This is a genomic window from Tateyamaria rhodophyticola, from assembly GCF_047777875.1.
Taxonomy (GTDB): Bacteria; Pseudomonadota; Alphaproteobacteria; order Rhodobacterales; family Rhodobacteraceae; genus Tateyamaria.
Genome location: NZ_CP180518.1, coordinates 177,459 through 196,787, shown reverse-complemented (window position 1 = coordinate 196,787; position 19,329 = coordinate 177,459). Strand labels below are relative to the sequence as shown.

Annotated in this window: 14 protein-coding genes; 1 reads left to right on the top strand and 13 read right to left on the bottom strand. The window is 58.5% G+C overall.

Annotated elements, in window-relative coordinates; all coding sequences use genetic code 11:
• Nucleotides 1-14 precede the first annotated feature (14 nt).
• On the top strand, nt 15-845 hold the full coding sequence (locus ACERHN_RS00995) for a hypothetical protein (protein WP_415918887.1): 831 nt from the start codon (nt 15-17) through the stop codon (nt 843-845).
• On the opposite strand, the gene ACERHN_RS00990 is transcribed toward ACERHN_RS00995, so the two are convergent.
• The 13 genes from ACERHN_RS00990 to arsJ all read right to left on the bottom strand — a co-directional run bounded on the left by ACERHN_RS00990 (nt 842) and on the right by arsJ (nt 19,308).
• Entirely contained in the window at nt 842-1,156 is a 315-nt protein-coding gene (locus ACERHN_RS00990; protein WP_415918886.1) for a hypothetical protein, read from the bottom strand. The two genes, ACERHN_RS00995 and ACERHN_RS00990, sit on opposite strands and share 4 nt — an antisense overlap.
• Nucleotides 1,153-1,473, bottom strand: coding sequence for a hypothetical protein (locus ACERHN_RS00985; RefSeq protein WP_415918885.1), 321 nt, complete (start codon nt 1,471-1,473; stop codon nt 1,153-1,155). Before ACERHN_RS00985 ends, ACERHN_RS00990 begins: the two co-directional genes overlap by 4 nt.
• 2 nt (nt 1,474-1,475) lie before the next feature.
• Nucleotides 1,476-2,132: a hypothetical protein gene (locus ACERHN_RS00980; protein ID WP_415918884.1), complete on the bottom strand. Its 657-nt coding sequence runs from the start codon at nt 2,130-2,132 to the stop codon at nt 1,476-1,478.
• A 102-nt stretch (nt 2,133-2,234) separates the two neighbouring features.
• Complete coding sequence (locus tag ACERHN_RS00975; protein WP_415918883.1) at nt 2,235-2,585, bottom strand: DUF2793 domain-containing protein; 351 nt, start codon at nt 2,583-2,585, stop codon at nt 2,235-2,237.
• 196 nt (nt 2,586-2,781) lie between these two features.
• Nucleotides 2,782-3,786, bottom strand: a complete 1,005-nt coding sequence (locus ACERHN_RS00970) for a glycosyltransferase family 10 domain-containing protein (protein WP_415918882.1) — start codon at nt 3,784-3,786, stop codon at nt 2,782-2,784.
• Nucleotides 3,783-4,793 (bottom strand): glycosyltransferase family 2 protein, encoded by a 1,011-nt coding sequence (locus ACERHN_RS00965; RefSeq protein WP_415918881.1) that lies wholly within the window; start codon nt 4,791-4,793, stop codon nt 3,783-3,785. The genes ACERHN_RS00970 and ACERHN_RS00965 overlap by 4 nt, the downstream gene beginning before the upstream one ends.
• Nucleotides 4,790-5,323 carry a hypothetical protein gene (locus ACERHN_RS00960; protein ID WP_415918880.1) on the bottom strand — a complete coding sequence of 178 codons (534 nt, stop codon included), beginning with the start codon at nt 5,321-5,323 and terminating at the stop codon, nt 4,790-4,792. Before ACERHN_RS00960 ends, ACERHN_RS00965 begins: the two co-directional genes overlap by 4 nt.
• A gap of 1,026 nt (nt 5,324-6,349) precedes the next feature.
• On the bottom strand, nt 6,350-7,045 hold the full coding sequence (locus ACERHN_RS00955) for a hypothetical protein (RefSeq protein WP_415918879.1): 696 nt from the start codon (nt 7,043-7,045) through the stop codon (nt 6,350-6,352).
• A gap of 66 nt (nt 7,046-7,111) precedes the next feature.
• Nucleotides 7,112-8,284, bottom strand: a complete 1,173-nt coding sequence (locus ACERHN_RS00950) for a hypothetical protein (RefSeq protein ID WP_415918878.1) — start codon at nt 8,282-8,284, stop codon at nt 7,112-7,114.
• Nucleotides 8,285-8,337: 53 nt separating this feature from the next.
• The gene (locus ACERHN_RS00945) at nt 8,338-8,760 is read right to left on the bottom strand and encodes a hypothetical protein (protein ID WP_415918877.1); all 423 of its coding nucleotides are present in this window, start codon (nt 8,758-8,760) and stop codon (nt 8,338-8,340) included.
• A 510-nt stretch (nt 8,761-9,270) separates the two neighbouring features.
• Nucleotides 9,271-17,346 carry a hypothetical protein gene (locus ACERHN_RS00940; RefSeq protein ID WP_415918876.1) on the bottom strand — a complete coding sequence of 2,692 codons (8,076 nt, stop codon included), beginning with the start codon at nt 17,344-17,346 and terminating at the stop codon, nt 9,271-9,273.
• Between the two features lie 485 nt (nt 17,347-17,831).
• Nucleotides 17,832-18,020, bottom strand: a complete 189-nt coding sequence (locus tag ACERHN_RS00935; protein ID WP_415918875.1) for a hypothetical protein — start codon at nt 18,018-18,020, stop codon at nt 17,832-17,834.
• A gap of 82 nt (nt 18,021-18,102) precedes the next feature.
• Complete coding sequence (gene arsJ / locus ACERHN_RS00930) at nt 18,103-19,308, bottom strand: organoarsenical effux MFS transporter ArsJ (RefSeq protein ID WP_415919070.1); 1,206 nt, start codon at nt 19,306-19,308, stop codon at nt 18,103-18,105.
• Nucleotides 19,309-19,329 lie beyond the last annotated feature (21 nt).

Below are 19,329 nucleotides of genomic sequence, written 5' to 3'. Positions count from 1 at the left end.
TTCAGCGCCGGTTTTTGGACCCGGACCAGAAGGCCGAGTTGCGCGCACAGATTGAAGACCACCTCAAAACACAAGAGCCGGTGGCGCCGATCCGTACGGTTCACCACTTTGCCTGTACCGGCGGCACGCTAATCTGTAAATTTCTGGCAACTACGCCGAACGCCCGTGTGCTCAGCGAAATTGATCCGCTCAGCACTATTTCCAAGGCAAAATTCAGCCCACTTGATCTGGCGCTGCAATATCGCAATGCTGAACGCAATGCCGGATTGGTACCACGCGACGAAGATCTTATCGAAATATTCTTGGCGGGGTTGGCGGTCATTTATGAAAAGACCCGGCAACGCGGTGAACGTCTCGTGATCCGAGACCATGCCCATTCTCATTATTGTACAGGATCGTATTTACCGAACCGCCCGAACCTGCGCAGCATTCTAAAAACGCAGTACACACTCCTTTCGGTTGTAACCGTCCGCCACCCGCTCGATTCCTACTTATCGCTGCTGCACAATAAATTCACCCATTTCGACCCCGGGACCCTGCAGGATTATGCGAACCGCTACATGGCGTTCCTGGACGCGCACGAAGGCTTGCCATGGATCAGCTACGAGACGTTCCTAAGCGACACTGAAGGTACCTTGCAAGAACTGTGCAAACACTTGCAATTGGCGTACCGGCCCAACCTGCAAAGCCTGATATCCGCAATCACCCTGACCGGCGATAGCGGACGTACCGGTCCATTGGTCGCGCAACGAACACGCCGTGAAATCCCGGACCAGGTAGCGCAGATGCGCAGCACAAGTCCGGCCTATGATGCGCTGTGCGCGCGGCTGCGCTACGACGCTTAGAACTCCGCTGCCAGCGCCTCCACACCGTCGGGCAGAACCGGCCAAACTGGATCAGCGCCATTTGAAATCGCCACCCGGCAGGCCGTCTGCATGGCCTGTATCCAACCTTGCGCAGCAGCAAAGCAAGCCCTTTGATCCGCGTCCAATGTCTCCGCAAGAGCAGCCCCATGCAGGTTCATCACCGTGTGCAAGTCCAGACATGTAGCAATCCGGAACGTACAATCCGCCTTGATTGCGGCGCTCCGTGCGGCAGCGGCCTCAACAGCTTTTTGTGCAGGTATGATGACCTGATCAAAATCGATGTTGCTCATGCCCGTGCCTCCTGGGGGGTGATTGGGCCGTCTTCGGTGCTGGTAACCGGGCCCGGAAAACGCAAATCTGCTGGTGCGTCCGCTCCGTGAGCCAATAGCAGCATCACATGCAAGGCACCACCCTCGCGACGCACGTCATCGCAAACGGCTTCGGACGCAACCGCTTCCGAGGGCAACACAGCACCGTCCGGTAAGGCCGAAAAATCAAAAACCTCGCCATCAAAGCAGAGGGCATCGCCCTGCTTTTCATAAACATACCGACCGTGAGAACGGATCGGTGCAAAAGTGACTTGCATGGATGTTGTTGCATTGGTCATGACTAGACTCCTATCGCCAAAAGACGGACTTCTAGGGCTTGGGCACCCGGAACAAACGGTGTTGTTTCCACTGCAAAGATGCGCATGGTTGCCGCCATACTGGTGGCCGTACCACAGCCAAATATGCTGACCCGGTGCTGAGTGTTTGTACCAATCCAGTGCGTGCCGACCGAATTGCTGAACGATGGCGTGACCGTGGGCGTTTGCGAAAACACGGCTGGATAGATCCAGTTTCCCCCGCCCAACCGCATGCCGGACGCTTCTTCCGAAAAGGTCCAGCCATCAACAGTGCAAATCTGAGTACCATCGGCAAAGCGGACATAGGATCCGTTGGAATTGCTGCCCCGCTCAATAATGCCACCTGTGGGCACGCCACCGCTCAGCCCAACTGTGCCCAGAACACTACCCGGACCAAATGTGCCCTCGGTCAATGCCAATCGATCTGGCGTGGTGTCCGTGGCACTGGCTTGTACGGCCGCTCCTTGAACTTGCCCGCTCGCACCGTCAAAAACCATCGCATCGGTCCACACCGCACCGTCAGCGGACACTTTGATGTGGAAATCCGTACTTCCGGTCAGACCCATTTCCGCGTGGCCCATCCAGTTCGATTGATAGAGAAGAGAGGCCGTGTCGCCCGCCGCATCCTTGTTGATCTTCAACTGGTGACCCGCACCGGCATGGTTCAGCAGCGTCGCATCAGAAGCCACGGCCAGCCGGTTCACCGCATCAGATGTCGTTCCGATGCCCACCCCGTCCAAATTCTAGAGCTCCGCGTTTTGGGCTTGCCATGCACTACCTTGGTACACACGAAAGGCGCCTGCAGCCATATCCCAACCACGCCAGCCTTCCTGCGGCGTCAGAAACAGCCACGCTACCCCATTCCAATAGGCCAACTGACCCGGTTCGGCCGCCCAGGCCGCAGTGGGGCTGGCTCCCAACGCATAAAGCGCGCCTTGGTCTGGTACGGCAGGCGGCGTGATGGCACCGACCTCCTCCAAAATCAACGGGGTCAGCGCATCCAGACGCTGCAAGGCCTCATTGTGGGTAACATGTTTTTGGGCCTGTGAGGGTGCAAGATAAGGCAACTCCAGGCGGGCAGAGAGGTTAGACATGCAATACACTCGCGAAACAGTTTCTTCAGGCGCAAACCTATTCACCGGCCCCTTGCAATAGGTTTAAGCAACAAGGCGGCGGATTAACCTCTCGTTTAGAAGTACCCCCTGCCCGTTTCCCTGTGGTCAGTTCCAATATGCAGAACAGCTCTTTCGGCATTCAAAACCTATGTGATCTCGAAGCGGGCAGAGCACGTCACAACAGCGCCACAAGCGCCTCAAGGACCGCGTTACGCAGCCGCTTGCGTTCGTGCTGCCAAACACTTGTTTCTCCAAAGAGCTGCGCCATCGCCAACTGACCCGCATAGAGGGCTTCGCTTCGGTCCTCTTGCGGGGCAAGCATCCGCGCCGCGTCCTCCGCCGTATGGCCAAAAAGGTTAACCCACGCACCATCAGGCAGCCCCATCTCGTGCAGCCGATGCCCTGGGCTAGCCACATAAAGCGGCACGGACCCACAGGCCAACGCATCAAACAGCTTTTCCGTTACGTAGTCTCGATGATGGGTGTTCTCCACAGCGCTGAACAAACGGCATTGCCCATCAATGCGCGCCAGCTTGTCCACGTGCCAATCCCCTCCAAGGTCAAACCGGCTTAGCCCGCCTTCCCAGGATCGGCCCCAACGGCGCACTCGGTCGCCGTCACAGGCCTCCGCAAGTCGGGTACGCCAGGCGGCAAGCCCGATCAGATCCGCCTCAAGCCAGGTCACGTCATGAAACGGTTCCGGCCGCCGTTCAAACATGAACCCGATATCGAAAGGCGGTGCGCCCCACAACACGGGCCCACGCGCGACAGCACGGGCAAAACGGTCGGCATAAGCGTTGGCAAATCGGGCGTCCGTCAGCAGAAAATATGGGATCTGCTCAAACCGAAAAATATCGCTAGTCGTATGATTAAGCTGGTGCACCGGGACTATGCCAAACTGCGTATCGACGTAGATTACAGGATCGAGTGGTGCCTGTCCCCATATCGTGTCCCAAAATGGCTCCTCGGACAGCAGAACAATAGGCGTGCGGCACACACGCCAATCCTCGACCAACTCGAACGGGGCCATCTGGATATCCAGAACGTGGGCAAAGACATGCATGTCGGCCTGATCCGGCTGATCGACCTGCATCACCACGCCGTCCCACAGGTCAGCAAGCGCTGTATAGCTCAGCGGCGTGCGCCGGGCATGCGCCCCCGAGAGAAAGACCTTGATCACTGGAAGACGCCTGCGCGCAAAAAGGGATCCTCGAACGTGGTCGAGGCGGGGACGCTCTGATCGCGGATCAGAGCCGACAGCTCTGGATCCGTTTCCGTCAATGCATGCAACTGCGCATCTGTGATCGCTGCTTGCCAAAAGGCCGCCTGCCGGTCTCGCAACCGCCCATGCCAGAGAGGATCGAGGTTCCCCTGCACCCAATCCAGCAGACGGGCGGCAAAGCGCCAGAACGCGGGCAGAAGCGCCTCTGCACGCGCATCCTGCACCGACAGCAGCACAGTCAAAATCTCCCGCAGCGGAATGAACACATCAAGACGCGCGGCACGGCGCAGGTTGGTCAGGCGTTGGCCTTCGAGCGACACGAAATGCACCGCGGCGACCCGGTCGGACACCAGCACGTCGGGCGCGCGCAAGAACCCCATCCAGTGCGGTAGAACATCCTGATGTACACGCGTCGGGGAGAACCGGATACCGTGGTCGGTGAGGCTTTGCACCCTCCAGATCCGGTTCCAGGGATAATTTGCGGTCTGTGCCAGAGCCACCTTTGCGTGCAGATCTGCCGACACAATCGCCCGCCCCCCAAGCCCGGCCTCGCGCCAGAGCGCGGCATCTTCATCCGTCAGGCCCCATTGACCGCGCGCGGCCTGCCGACTGTCGCAATGCCGAAACAAGCAGAAATCAAAGTCCCGTCCCCGGAGGTCTTGCCACAACAGCGGAAATTCATCCGTCAGCAAATCATCGCTGTCGAAAAAGATCATGTGCGATGTGGTCACGTGTTTGACGCCGTGGTTGCGCGCAATACCGGCACCCATCTGCTTTTCATGCCGCACTATCGTGACGTCCGGCATGTCGGCGCCGTCGATATCAACGGGTTCATCCGACCCGTCATCGACAACCACGACCTGATCAAAATTCCCCATCTGCTGCACCTGCCGCAACAGACGCGCCAGCCCCGCATGGTCATTCAGGACCGGGATCACCAGACCCAAAGACGCCTCTTCCGTCATACCACAAAGACGCGCAGATCAATCAAAGACAGATCAAAGCTCTGCGTTGGAAGGAACAGGATCAATTCGCGCCAAGGCGCCCTATCCGGCAGGTCAAGCCGACGCCCGACCGCGATCGCATCTAGGTGGCTCGCCTCTTCGGGTCGAAACAGGAGATGTTTGTCGAAAAAGCAGTCTTCGAACCCGTTTTCTGTACCGGAGCGAAGGCATGCCCGAACGATATGCGTATCGGGTGCGGCGATCCGGGCGGCAAAACCGATAACTCCGACACCGCTCAAATCATCAAGTGGCAAAGTGGCATGAAGACCGATCCAGTTGCCGGGATTTGTCGTCGTTGCGCGGATCTCCAGAAGGCGTCCCGCGGGAGACGAGAAGCTGCCCCCCAGCCCCAACGCCGGATCGGCATTCAACCAAAGCCCCGGAACCAGCTTTGTATCGGCCGACAACGGGCCTTGCGCGTCACTGGCCCGCAGCAACGAAAGCGTATGGTTTGCCTGTCCGTCCGCGCCCAAAGCGATGCTGTCAACCATGATTTGCCTTCACGCGTTACGGGTGCTCGGTCTCAATGACTTATCGGCGCAGATGCATGAAATGCAAGGAAAAGGCGACCAGCGATTTACCGGGTGCCTCGCCGATCCAGCCCGACCATCTCTTGAGTTTTGGAAAAAGCGCTCAGGATTTTTTCCCGTTGCGTCGGTGTAACTTCGTCAAGCGTCACGTAGCTATGCGGCAGGGTACTATTCTTACAGGCCACGAAATTCGCGACATTCGAATACCCGTGTACAAAAAAGTCTGTCCGCGCCAGCAAGTAGGCTTCTGACAACACATCCAGACCCAGCTGATACGTATCGAAGGTGAGACCTGAATTGTGGTCATGCCCGGTGTTATGCATTCTCCAAATTCGCTACGCAGCGGAGGCCAGACCACAACCTGCCGCTCGTAGCGTTCAGTGATGGTTTCAATGATGGTCGCACTGTCAGAACGGGCCAGAATATCGGGATGGGGCATGGACCGCCGCGCCTCATCCACCTGCTCAAGCAACAAGGCAAGCGGCGGATGATTGTGTTACCATGTTGTTCGCGAAGTGTGGTGACACCGTCATCAGTTCGCCCTGCCCCGCGGATAGCAACCCGATCATCGTGTCGCGGAAGCTGTGCGATGCAAACGCATCTGTGCGCGCCTAAACATGAGGCTTGAGGTTGATTTGATGCGCAAATAGGTCGCTGGCACCGGAATGATCGCGGGGCGGCAACACAGGAGAACAACATCCATCCTCAAGCCGCGAAGTGATGATGTTCTCGCGCGTACAAGCGATCTCTACATCGCTCGGCAAAGCAGGCAAATTCGGTTCAGGTTCCGCATTCTCGAAAACCGGCTCACAGTAAGAGGCCCACGGGTCTTCCGGGTGATCAGGATGCAAGTAGCATGATCGAGACCAGTCGATGGCAAAACGTATACCCCCATCGGTGGCTAGACGCACCTGCTCCACGACTTCAGTTACGTTCGAAAACATACTCGCTGGGCGCAGCTTAAGAAGATGGAGTGGCGGCGGTATATCAATCTCTAGCCAGGGCCAAGTTCATGCGACGCGCATAATCATAGATCGCATGTTCCAATGGCCACCGCTCTCTGAACAAAATCCGAAGTGGAGCCAGATCCTGATGCAACTCCCGCTCCGACTGGTTACGCATCGGCACGGTCATATCATCCATGGTAGCACCCAAACGCGCCGTGATGCGGGACACGCTGGAGGACAGCGTCTCGACGCAACCGACATCGACAAATTGCTCAGCCAGATCGGTTTCAAAACTCGTTAACGTCATATCTCGTGGAAAGTGCTCCATCATATTGAGGTGTCCTTCCTCAATAAATTGTCGAAGTCCCGTATCGCCCACGTCAGACGTGCGTTGCCAGTCCTTTTGGCGTCGTTTGGTGTAGAAATACCGTGATAAATGCATCTCGAACGGGTCGCGTAATATGGTCACGAACTGGGTCACATGAGGGTAGTATTCTCGGATCCCAAAACCGCGGTTTTCGTTGAAATGCCCAAATAATATGGGCGCCAACCCGTTTTGACAAAGCGCATTCAGATTGCGTTTTGGCGGCAAGCTACCCGCGCTCTCGTCACAATAATGATGATGCACCCGCCCGGGAAAAAGCTGGGCAAATAGGCTGCGCACAGATGTACCAGCGGTCTTCGGCACGTGAATAAAAATCAGGGGCTGATAAGGATTGTAAGCGCGCATCTGCATGATTCTTTGGAAGAAAAAGAGCCTCCCGTGTAAACACCGAAGGCTCTTGGTAGACCCAACGTTGATTTATTGCAATACGCTGATCCGATCTTGCAACGCGTTGATCTGCTTCTCCTGCGCCAGCGTGTAAAGAGTCAGCTCTTCGATTTTCTCCAGCAGGCTCATCTGCATATGGGACATGTTCAGCCCATTCGCTTTGACATCCGAGGCGGACGGAATGCGTGGTAAGTGGCCATTTTCATCAATATAAGCCTCGACCTCGGCCAGCGGCATCAGTTCATAATCATCTTCAAAAACGTAATCCGGAACTGCAAGGGTGGTCCCTGCTGACGAAATCGTTCCGGTCACTTGTAAGTCACCAGTGACGTCATTGATGCGCAATGCAGTACCGATACCTCCGCTAGCAAAAATTGCGAAATCGTTGTCAGCATTGCGAACGGCCATCCGCCAATCGGTCGCAGTGCTGGTGTTTTCCATGATAATCTGGCTCCCGCCATTGTTTTGAAGCGTCAACAGTGTGCGCTGTGCCACGCTGGAGTTGGAATTCTGAACGATCGCATGTGCCGTCGCACCGGTGAGATTTGCCGATTCAACAACATGCAGCTTTGCGCTTGGTGACTGGGTGCCCATACCCACGTTGTTGTTCGCCGCAAGAACCAACGAATTGGAATCTGCGCCGGGTATAATTTTGAACGGGAGTTGGCTGCCGTTGGTCACATCACGCACGAAAAAGTTGGCCTCGTTCGATGCAATATCGAACGTTTGAGGTGTGAAACCCGACGAACCGTCTTGTTCGAGCCGCAGGGTCGGGCTGTCACCGTCGACGACGTGCATTTCTACGACGGGATTGGCCGTTCCAAGCGCGAGGTTGCCCGAACTGTCGAGAACCATCGCGTTGGCGGGGGCGCCGGATTCGAACACGACGATCTGACGTCCAGCGGTTGAGTCCTCAAGGAACAGCTTGTTTGCGCCGCCATTGCTCGTGTCGTTGGCCCCGATGCGCCAATCGTTGCTCGGAAAGCTGGCCGAGTTTGACGTATCATCAAAGTGCAGACGCAGGTTGTTTTCCTTCATCCGGATCGTGTCAAAGCCAAAGCTTTCGCCGTTGTTACAGTCAAGACCGACACAGGCGGACCCTTGGACGATCAAGTCATCCGTAAAGACCTGATCCGCAACGGCAGGAAATGCGAACGCTGTGCTGGCAAAAAACGCCAACAAGGTTGTGTTCGTGGGTTTCATTGTACTGTCCTTCCAATTTTTGTTGTGCGACCGCTTGGCGCGGCACATCATCTTTATTCTTCCTTGATGTCCTCAGGGGTGATGATCACACCCCGCGACACAGTGAAATGACCGCTCAGATAAAAAGGGGTCAGCCGGTCGGAACGCGCAGCGTCGCCGCGACCATTGTCGAATTGGTTCTTGATTTCTTCGCGCTGCTCGGTGGCCGCACGCAGTTCGTACCGATAGACACCGTCACGCGCGACATCGCCACGCAGTTTGAACACCGGTGTGCCTTTGGATGTCTCAACGGTCTCGACGGTGCCGTCCGGATAGCTGACAACAAGCGAAGCGTTGCTGAGCCCAGTGAAATTCTCAAACCAGACGGCATTTGAATTGTGCTGTTGGACCGGTTGTGGTCCGTCGGCCTTGGCCAAGCTTGCGACCGGCATCGAACACAGGACGCTTACCGCGATGGCGGCAACATATTTTCTCATTGAAGAACTCCTCGAGCATCGTGGCATCGCGCGCGCAGCCACCAAAATGTTTCAAACAAATAAAAAAATGACTGGCTGAACTGTATCACACGGGGCTTCAGATCAAAGGAATTTCCGTGACAAACGCGTATTTACACTTATTTTACTACCTTTTGGCGAAGTTTGCCTGCGTATGCGTGTGAAGCGACTGTAGCGGATCACCGCGACGTCGTTTGTACGCGTTTCAAGAGTCTGCTGTTGCCAGGATCAGTCCGATCACCTGTCCCCACAGACCAGCATGCGCTCGGATATGTCCAAATGATCGGCAGGCAAATGCGGTCGGTGTCGCGCCCGTGTTGCACGACGACGTATCAAAGCGTGCCTGAACGTCTGCATCACCACGTGCAATGACTGGCGCGGTGCAGAGGGCCCGCAAACGCGGCCTTCTCTCGAGCAATTACAATCTTGACGACGGGCATCACAAGCTATGGCCGGAATACAGGCCCATAGCTTGTGGGAAATCCCGCTTCGTCAGTTCAGGGGCACAACCACGCGCAACCGCGCACCGTAGGATTCAAAGTCCGATTGCCCGATGCCATCATAGTGCGCTCCGGCTTCGAACTGTACGCCACTGCGGCCCGTTATCCTGACCCCGGCTTCGAGACGCGCCCGGAACCCGTTGGTTTCCTCGGATGTGTCATTCACCAGTGTGACACCGTCCGTGTCGGCAAAGTTGTAAATCCCGTTGATGCTGAACGTCGGGCTGATCAGGGTTTGATTGCGCCCTTCGAATGTTGTCGAGAACGTCGGCCCGAACCGGATCTGCCCAAGTGACACTTTCTGTTCGGGGATCGTCTGGCCAAGACCGTTCAAATAGCTCTCGGCCGTGTCCTCGATATACGCCATGGAGAAGTTCGGCGTGACCACCCAGTTGTCCCAGTCGAAATTGCCCGACAATGTCGCTTCGACAAGGAAGCGGTCGCTGTCGAACTTGTCGATATAGGTCGTTTTTGGGTCATAGGTGTTGCTGGATTGTCCATAGGCGATGCGCCCGTCAAAGATCAGGTTTTCTGCGATCCGGGCAGTCATGTAAGGTCCGGCCATCCAGCCGTTGCCTTCCACCGTTTCACCGCCGTTATCACCTTGGTCGAGGCTGTCGTACTGCAGCGCGAAACCCAACAGCAAGTCGTCGTTCACAAGGTAATCAGCGCCAAGATGCGCCACGGCAAAATGCCCGTCTGCTTCTGATGCGCTAAACTCGGCAAAGGTTGCTTCGAACCAGACATCCCAGCGGGGCGGTGTATAGACCTCGGAATTGTTTTCAACACCGTCAACCATCAGCATGAACATCCGACGGGACCGTTCCACCTGCTGGAGCGAGGTCGAGAACTTGTAGTTGCCCGAACCGATGGACAGCAGGTCAAAGGAGAACGGCGTGGCGGACGCCAGATCACCATTCTGGAACCGCAAGGTTTCGGACCGGCCCACGCCCTGGTTCAGACGCGCCATGCGACGTGCGGAAGACGGGCCGTTCGACAGGATCAGGTTGTTGCGGCGTTGCAAAAAGCTGTTGATTGCCTCCACCGTGTCTTCGATGGAATTGTTCGCACTCCACGTACAGGTGAAGTTGTCGCCGTCATCAATCACGAGCGTGACACCGCCGGTTATGACGTCCACGGTCGTGTTTGGATCGCTACAAACGAGGGTGGCGTTTGCCAAACCGGAGGGCCTTGTCTGGCTGATGGTATAGGTTCCGGCATCCAGCGCCACGGGGCCGAATGAGCCCGACCCGCCCGATACTGCGATGTCGAAGGTCAGCGAGGGTTCGGACGAGGCAAAGTTGAAAGTGCCGTCGAGAACCGAGTTCTGCACAAAGGTGACGGACCCAAACGGGTTGTCCGTGACGACAAATGGCGTTGTCGCCGCGCTCAGGGTGGCGTTGCCACTGCTTGAGGTCAGCCCGCCGGTCGCGCTGGCCAAAGTGCCTTCGGTGATGGATGTGACGTTCACTTCGACGGCACAGGTGGACGCGGCTCCGACGCTCCCGCCGGTCAGCGCGACGCTCGACCCGTTGCCCACAGCCGTCACCAAACCGCCACAGCTGTTGCTGGTGTTCGGATTGGGTTCTATCGTCATGCCGATGGGCAGGGTCACGTTGAACCCCAGAGCGTTTGTGGCCGGCCGCGCAGTCTGCAGACCTGCCCGATTGGCAACAATCCCCGACGCGGAGTTGTCGATCTCGAGCCGCAGTCGGGATGTCTCCCCCTGCCCGATGGTGGACGGCGTGTAGCTTTGGCCGAATGCCGGTGCCGGCGCTGCGGCAACGCTTAGGGAAGCGGTTGCGCCACCGGTCGTATCCGCAACACTTGTGGTCAGATTTCCAAGCGTCGCAGTAAAGGACCCTGTGTCAAAGCTGGTGACATCAAAGGTCACGTCACAGGTCGTGCCCTCGGTGATCGTCCCTGCGCTGAAGCTCGCGCTGTTGCCGCCTGTCACGGCTGAAACGGTGCCCGCGGCACAGGTTGTTGCGCCGTTGGCCACGGGCGCAACCTGCATCGTGCCCCCGAGCGAAACGCTGAACGCGGCATCCGAGGCGGCGATCAGGTTCGCAGAGTTGTCCAGACGGACCGTCACTGTCGCGCTGTTGCCTTGGGTCGTGGACGAGGGATTGATGGCAATGCGGAAATCAAGCGCATTCGCCGGGTTCACGGTCAGGTCGGCATCGACCGACGCACTTGTGCCCAGCGAGGATGTCACATCCCCTGTCGGCTGCGTGAACGTGCCATCCGCCACTGCGCGGATTTCAATCGAGGCCGAGCAGTCAGCGCCCGCCGCGACAACACCACCGGTAAATGCAAGCGTATCGGCAGATGTCCGCGTCAATCCGGAACATGTGGTGGCAAAGCTGCTGGTGCCGAATTCCTCGAGCCCGGTCAAAAGGCTCAGGCTCACGGCCACATCCGTCGCATCGATCAGCGACGTGGTGTTGTCGATTGTAATGCTGAGCGTGCTGGAGCCGCCTTCTTCGATTGTCGCGGGCGCAAAGCTCGCTGCCAATGTGGGCACAGGTGCAGCCGTCACCGTGATGCTGTCAGAGGCGGCTTCGGAATTGCCCAGGTCAGAGGTTGCGGAAACCTCATAGGTGTTTGTCCCGACGACCGTCGGTGTGACAGTCAATGAGATCTGGCAAGTGGCCCCAGCCGTAAGCGCGCCGCTGACCAGCGACACATTTTCGAATCCTGTTGCGACGTTGAATGTTCCGCCGCATGTGTTGGACGTCGTCCCACCGGTCGCAAAGAACATGCCCGTGGGAAGCGCATCGTTGAAGGCAAGGTTGCCGGCATCAATGCCCGCCGAGTTGGTGATATCGATGGTCAGAGTGGCCGTGCCGCCCTGCACCACTGACGCCAGGTCAAAGCTGACCGCAACGGTTGGGGTTGGTGCCGCATTCGTTGTGAGCGTGGCCGCCAGTGGGGTCGCTCCGCCAATGTCTGATGCAAGCGCGGTGGTCGACGTCTCGGACGTACCGATTGTTGTCGATGTGACATCGACGCTGACCTCACAGCTGGCAGAGGGTGCCAGAGTGAACCCGGTGATGGTGAACGCGGCGTCTCCGGCGCTGGCCGTCGTCGCCGCAGAGGCGCAGGTTCCCGACAGGTTCACAGGATCGGCAAGCACCGCACCACCTGTCAACGCTTCGCTGATGGTGATCGGACCTGTGGTAATCCCCGCGCCGTTCATGACCGAGAAGGTAAGGGTCGAAACCTCACCTTGGGTGATGGTGCCAGGTGCAAAGCTCTTGGCGAGAACCGGCTCGGTGGCTGCATTCACAGCCAGATCAACAGCGGCCCCGGCGGCCGATGTCGCGACATTCGTGACCAGTGTCGATGTGTTCACCGTCTGGGTCGTATCGTTTGCCGTGGTCAGCGTATCGACGGATACGGTGCAACTTCCGTTCAAGGGCAACGTGCCGCCCGCGAACGATATCGACGACCCGGATGCCGTCACTGTTCCTGCACTACACGTCGTGCTGTCGTTGGCCGGGCTTGCCACCACAAGATTGGTCGGCAGCGTCGCGCTGAACGCCGCACCTGTGGCCTCGATCAGGGTCGAGTTGTTCGTCAGTGTGAATGTCACGGTCGATACGGCACCGGGATCCACCGGGTCCGGCGAAAACGCACCGGAGATTGCCGGTGCAGGGCCCGAAGTCACGCCGAGGAAAGCCCCCGCCGTCCCGCTGGATCCCAGGTTTGTCACCAATTCACTGGTCGCGCTGGAGATGGAGGTGTTGACACTTATCCCTTGCAGATCAAGCCCGAAGGTACAGGTGTCACCCGCTGCAATGTTCAGACCGCTGACCGTCAATGCGCTGGCCGTCGCACTGAACGATGTGAAGGTCGAACCGGACGCACCACAGGACATGACGGCGTTGGACGGCGCCGCTGCTGTCAGTTCGGTCGGGAATGTATAGGTAAAGCTGCCGCCTGTTGCCGCGACCAGCGCGGCGGTGTTGTCCACGGTGATGGCCACGGTCGTGACCCCGCCCACTTCGATGGATGTGGGTGAAAACGTTTTGGCAAAGGTCGGCGCAGGAGCCGGTGTCACGGACAGGGTCGCGGTGGCCGTGCCCGAATTCCCGAAGAGCGACGTCAGGTCCTGCGTCGTGTTGACGAGTGAACCGCTGTTTTGCGCAACAACATCAAAGGAAACAGTACATGTCGCACCGGCACCCACTGTGCCGCCGGTATAGGATGCGCTGCCCGCGCCTGCGGTTGCCGTCACCGTGCCACCCGAACAGCTTGTCGCGGCGTTGGACGGCGTTGCGACAATCATGCCTGTCGGCAGGGTGTCGGTGAAATCAAGGTTCGTTGCGGCAAAGGATGCCGCACTGTTGTCGATGGTAAGCGTCGTCGTGGACACGCCGCCCTGGGCGATGGTGGACGGAGCAAACGCCTTGGCAAAGCCGGGCGTGGGCACAGGCACGATCACCGTGTCGCTGTCCGTCGCCGAATTGTTGGCGGGGTTCGGGTCGGTGATGGAACCGGATACCGTCGCGGTATTGGACAAGCTGCCTGCGGCCGCGGTGATGGAGACCGTACAGGACGCGGTATAGGTCACCGAACTGCCCGACGGCATCGACAGCGTTTCGGAAAGGTTGCCACTCCCGGACGCCGTGTTGCCTGTCGCACCACCGGCTGCCACCGATGTGTAGGTACAGGCGAGGTCCGACGGGAATGTATCGATCAAGCTTACCGAGCTGTCGATTGCCGGACCATTGTTGCTGGCAACGATGGTATAGGTCACGATGTTGCCCGCATTGACCGAGGTAACACCGTCCGAGACTGTGACAGCAATGTCTGCGCCCGTCAGGATCGTAAGGTCCGCCGCAGCCGCCGGAGCAAGGACAAGACCGTTCGACGTGAGCGCGCTTGATGTGCTTGTCACGACACCGGCGGTCGCTGTGAGTGGGACTGCGACCTCCGCAGAGACGGTGCAACTGCTGGTTCCGGGCACGCTACCGCCGGTGAAATTCAAAGCGGACGTGCCGGACAGAGATGCGCCGGAACAATCGGTCTGCAGGTTTGACAACGTGGCGCCGGGAATGGTGCTGCCAAAGTCGTCAACAAAGGACAGGATTTCGGCCGCAGAACCAGAGGCATTGGTAATTGTATAGGTGACCGTCGTTGCGTCCGCGATCGCAACTGTCGCGGGCGTAAACGCTTTTGCGAATGTCAGCGCAAGATTGGTGACAACCAACGTGTCCGTCGCGGCCGAGCCGGTAACGGAAAGTCCATCGATCAAACCGGTCAGATCCGATGTTGTGCTGGTAAAGTTGCCTGCCGTTGCGGAACCGGAAAGCGAGAGCGCCAGATCAATGACGCAGCTTGCGCCCGCCGCAAGCGCGACACCTGAAACGTCAACCGTGCTGGTGCCCGCCCCTGCAATTGTCGCGCTACACCCATCGTTGGTTGTTGCGTCCAACACCGTGCCACTGGGCAAGCTGGACAGATCGTCCGTGAAGGCAACGGCCGAAACAGCACGCGCGCCGGACAGGTTGGAAATCGTGTAGCGCACGTTGGCTGTGCCGCCCACGACAACAGGATCATCCGTGAATTCCTTGACCAACTCAATCTGAATGGGCTGGACCGTCAGTGTGGCCACAGCCGGATCAATCGCCGCGCCACTGCTCAAGGTCAGCGAGGAACTGGAGTTGGAGTAGTCCCCTGCGACGGTTGCCAAAGGCACAAGTACGTCGACCTCGATAACGCAGGAACCGCCCGCAGGCACGGAACCACCTGAATAAATCAGAAAGGTCGTGCCAGAGAGAGATCCGCCACAGGTGTTCTGAGTTGCAGGGCCCGTCGCCGCGAACCCGGCGAAGTATCCGGGAAGGTTTTCAGTAAAGAAACTGATCGATTGCGCCGACGACGGATCGAGATTGTCGATTGTGTAACGCAGCGTGAGCGTATCGCCCGGAATGGCCGTGTTCGGCAGAAACTCCTTGCTGAACGTAACGCTGGACACCGTGAGGTCGGCCGTCGCTGCGGCAAACACCTCTGTAATGCCCCCGCCTGCAGGCGTTCCGGACAAAGAGGTTGTGGTATTTGTGTAGTCGCCAACAGCCGCCGCCGCCGGGATGTTCAACCGCACCACAATCGCGCACGCCTCATTCGCGGCAAGGACGCCTCCGCTGTAGGAAAACAGACCCGTTCCGGTGCCGCCTGCCGTGCCGCCGCATGTATCGGATTGAACGGACGCAACCGTCGTGCCTGTCAGCATCGCGTCGACATCGTCAGAAAAGGCGAGGGCCTCGGCGGCTGTGAATTCGCTGGCGTTGGCGATGCTCAGCTCAAGATCCACCGTGCTGCCCGGAAAGCCCGCTGACAAAAACGACTTGCTCAGGTTCAGGTTAAGACCGGACCCGACGGTCAGTGTTGCGGATGCACCGGCTCCGGTGAAGGACCCGCCGCTGAACGTCGCGGTCGGGCCTTCGGCAGAAATTGCATAGCTGCCGGGCGCAATGTTCGCCGGAAGCGTTATTGTGGATTCGAACGTACAGCTCGATCCTGCACCTGGAGCCGCGGCAAGGCTGCCGTTGGACAATGAAACATCTTGCGCTTCCGTGCCGGGGAACGTCGCGGCAAAACTCGAGCCCGCTCCGCAAGGGTTTGATGGAGCTGACAACGACACCGGGAACGGCAAGGGCGGCGCTAGACTGATTGTCGCAGATATATCGGAGGCGGCGCTGCTTGAGGAACCGTTGGTGATGGTTGCGCGCAAAATCACGTCATCCCCGGGCGCCGGAGTCGGGTTGGGACTGAGTGTGCCCACTTCAAGGAACTCAATCGAAATGGTCGGCGCAACGCCGCCGGTGGGCACAACGAAATTTGCGGTTGCGGCATTGCCGGTGACCGCGGCCGACGCAACCGTGCCCGTGACCGGCGTCGTCGTGCTGATTGTATAATTCCCGCCCGCGGTGCTTGCCGGGATAGTAAAATCCGCGACAACGCGACACGATCCTTGCGCGCCGATCACACCACCCGAAAGCTGCAAAACCGCCCCGCCAGATGCGGAACCGCCGCAGGTATTGCTCACAACGCTGCTGGTCACGCCGGAGACAAAGGGCGTGAAAAACGCCGGATCAGAAGTGAACGCAACGGCGGTGGCGCTTTCGGCGCGGTTCAGGTTCTGGATCAGGAATTCGACCTGCGCCGACGTCCCCGCATTGACCGGTGTGTTCAGAACCGTCGCCGTGACGTTGAGATCACTGGCGTCGACCTGAACATTCGCTGCGGCGCCCCCCACATCGGTAAAATCAGCTTGGAGCGAGGGTGCATCAATGGTGAAGTTACCAACACCGTTTGCAATGACATTGACCGACACGGTGCACGTGGCACCGGCCGCCAGCACCTCAAAACCGGGAAAAAATGCATTTCCGTTTGCGTCCAGCACGATGCTTTGCTCACCGGGTACAGCAGTGAGTGTTGTATTGGGTGCGGTTGCAGAGATACAGCTTGTGGATGCATTGCTGGGATTGGCAATCTGCAAACCCGACGGCAGCGATGTGGTAAAATCAAGGCTGCCGACGGCGCTTGGATTGATTGTGTTGTCAACTGTGAATGTCACGGTTGTGGTGTCACCGAGATTGATGACAGACGGCGCTGCACTCAGACTGAAGCTGGGTTTATTGTTGTTCACCGTGAACGAAGTGGCAGCCGCAAGCACGTCCGTTTCCGAGGATGTCAGCGTCACGACAGGGATCGAGAACGTTCCAGCCGCTGTTCCGACAATGTTGACGGAAACCGTACAAATGTCAGCGCCGCCGATTTCGCCGTTGGAAAAGGATATCGTGTCCGAACCGGATGTCGTGAGATTTGCAAAGGCTGCATTGTTCTCGCCGCCGCAGGTGGTCGACGCGTCCGGCGTCGATGAGAGCTGCACATTGGCCGGGAGCACTGCATTGAATGCGAGGGCCGTCACCACGTCGGCGCCGGAGTTGTTGATCGTATAGGTCAGGCGGGCGTTTGTATTGATCGCAGCATTGGACGGAGAAACCACCTGCGAAAACGCTGGAGGATCGGCGAATGCAACGGACGGCGCGCCCATTGTAAGCCAAGCGACACCAAGGGCGAACATTCCACTGCTGCAAACGCGACCAAGCATATATATCTTCCTGTCCCAAAGTGCGCATCGCTCTGCGCGCGACTTCAAAAATTTTTGAATGAGCATTTTTCCGCCCATAGTGCGCGGGTTTGTTCCGAAAATTCTAGATTTATTTTGTGTTTGTCTTGAATCGCAGGGGATTGAGACACTTCGGCCACGGCATTGCCGATCCGATATTTGTCCGCCCGCCGCACGTTTCTACTTCCGGTAGGCGCTTTGAGGGACAGTGGTCCAGTCTGTTGACGGAACCCGCCCATTTCATTCGGGACGCGGGGTGTACCGTCTGCGCCCCGTGGGCGTTGGCACCACGGCTAGGTCCGAGGACACACGCGCTCGGCCGGACCTGATGCGGTTCGCGCACGGGTCTTCTTGCAAAATGTGGGTGCTCGACTTTTCCCTACTATGTCGTGATCCCATTCGGTGTCGGATCAGCAATCGTTCTTGCGTACCCGCGCCGCGCGGCTGAAGGGCTTGATCAGCCAAGTGACGCTCAGCTTGATCGCCAGCCCTCTTGATCGCTTTGCCACGTCGTGCAGGTTCGATGGATCGACTCCCACCATAATCGGACAGACCATGGCCCAGATCAGGACAGCGACGATATGGTTCGCATTGTCCATTTCGGCAGCCGCACCCGGCCAAGGGCAATCCCCGCGACCATGGCAAGCGCGACCCAGAATGACAGATACCGTTCGAAGGCACTTATGAGATGACGCGTTCCTTGTGTTCACTGGACAGGCGACCCGACACGAGTGCTGCGGTGGCAACCATTGCCGTCGCCGTGCCCAGCATGAGGGTTAGTCCGCCGACCTGGTAGGTCAGACCGGACAGAACCGTGCCCGCCAACCGCCCGCCCGCGTTGGCCATATAGTAAAAGCCCACGTCCATCGTCACCCGCTCGGCCTTGGTGAAGGCAAGGATCAGATAGGAGTGCAGCGCAGAGTTTACCGCGAACAGTCCCCCGAATGCGAGCAGACCGACCACAAGCGAAATGGTCAGCCATGTCTGAGGTCCGGACGCGACCCAGGCGGCGGCGGTGAGCGCAGCCGGAACACTTGCCAACCCCCACGCCCAGCCGCGTGCGGCACCGATCAGGTCGGCCTCGGTCCGACGGCTGGCCCGCAGCAGGCGCGGTGCCGTGGCTTGCACGGTCCCGTAGAGAATGACCCAGATCGCCATGAATGTGCCGATCAGGAAGAAGGCCGCGCGATTGCCCTCTGTCGTGCCATCAGACAGCACGGCGTAGAAATAGATCGGAATGCCGACGACGAACCACACGTCCCGCGCGCCAAACAGGAACACCCGTGCGAGCGACAGCCAATTCACATTGGCTGATTTCGAAAAGACCTCCGAGACCTTTGCGCCCTTGCGCCCTTTCGGCAGGCCCGCAGGCATCAGGGTCAGCACCGCCACGAGAATGACGAAGAGAACGGCGGCCATGCCAAGCACAGCGGCCTGGAACCCGAGGCTTGCGAGAAGTGCCGCCCCGAGAAGAAAGCCCAGACCTTTCACGGCGTTCTTTGATCCGGTCAGCAGGGCCACCCACCGGAACAGCCCATCGCCTTGGCTGGGCGCGAGTATCTTGACCGCAGATTTGGAGGACATTTTGGCCAGATCCTTGGCCACACCGCTTGCCCCTTGCACCAGCATCACGAAAGCCACAGAGGCCCCGATCGCCCAGGTGGGGTCCAGTTGGGTCAGCGCCAACAGCGCAAGCACCTGAAGGCCCAGACCCGCATAGAGCGTCGAAGTCAGCCCAAACCGCGCTGCGATCCAGCCCGCGGCCAGATTGGTGATCATGCCCGCGATCTCGTAGAGCACAAACAGATAGGCCAGTTGCACGGGGCTGAAGCCAAGCGTGTGGAAATGCAGCAGAACCAGCATCCGCAGCGCCCCGTCGGTGAGCATGAACGCCCAATAGGCGGCGGT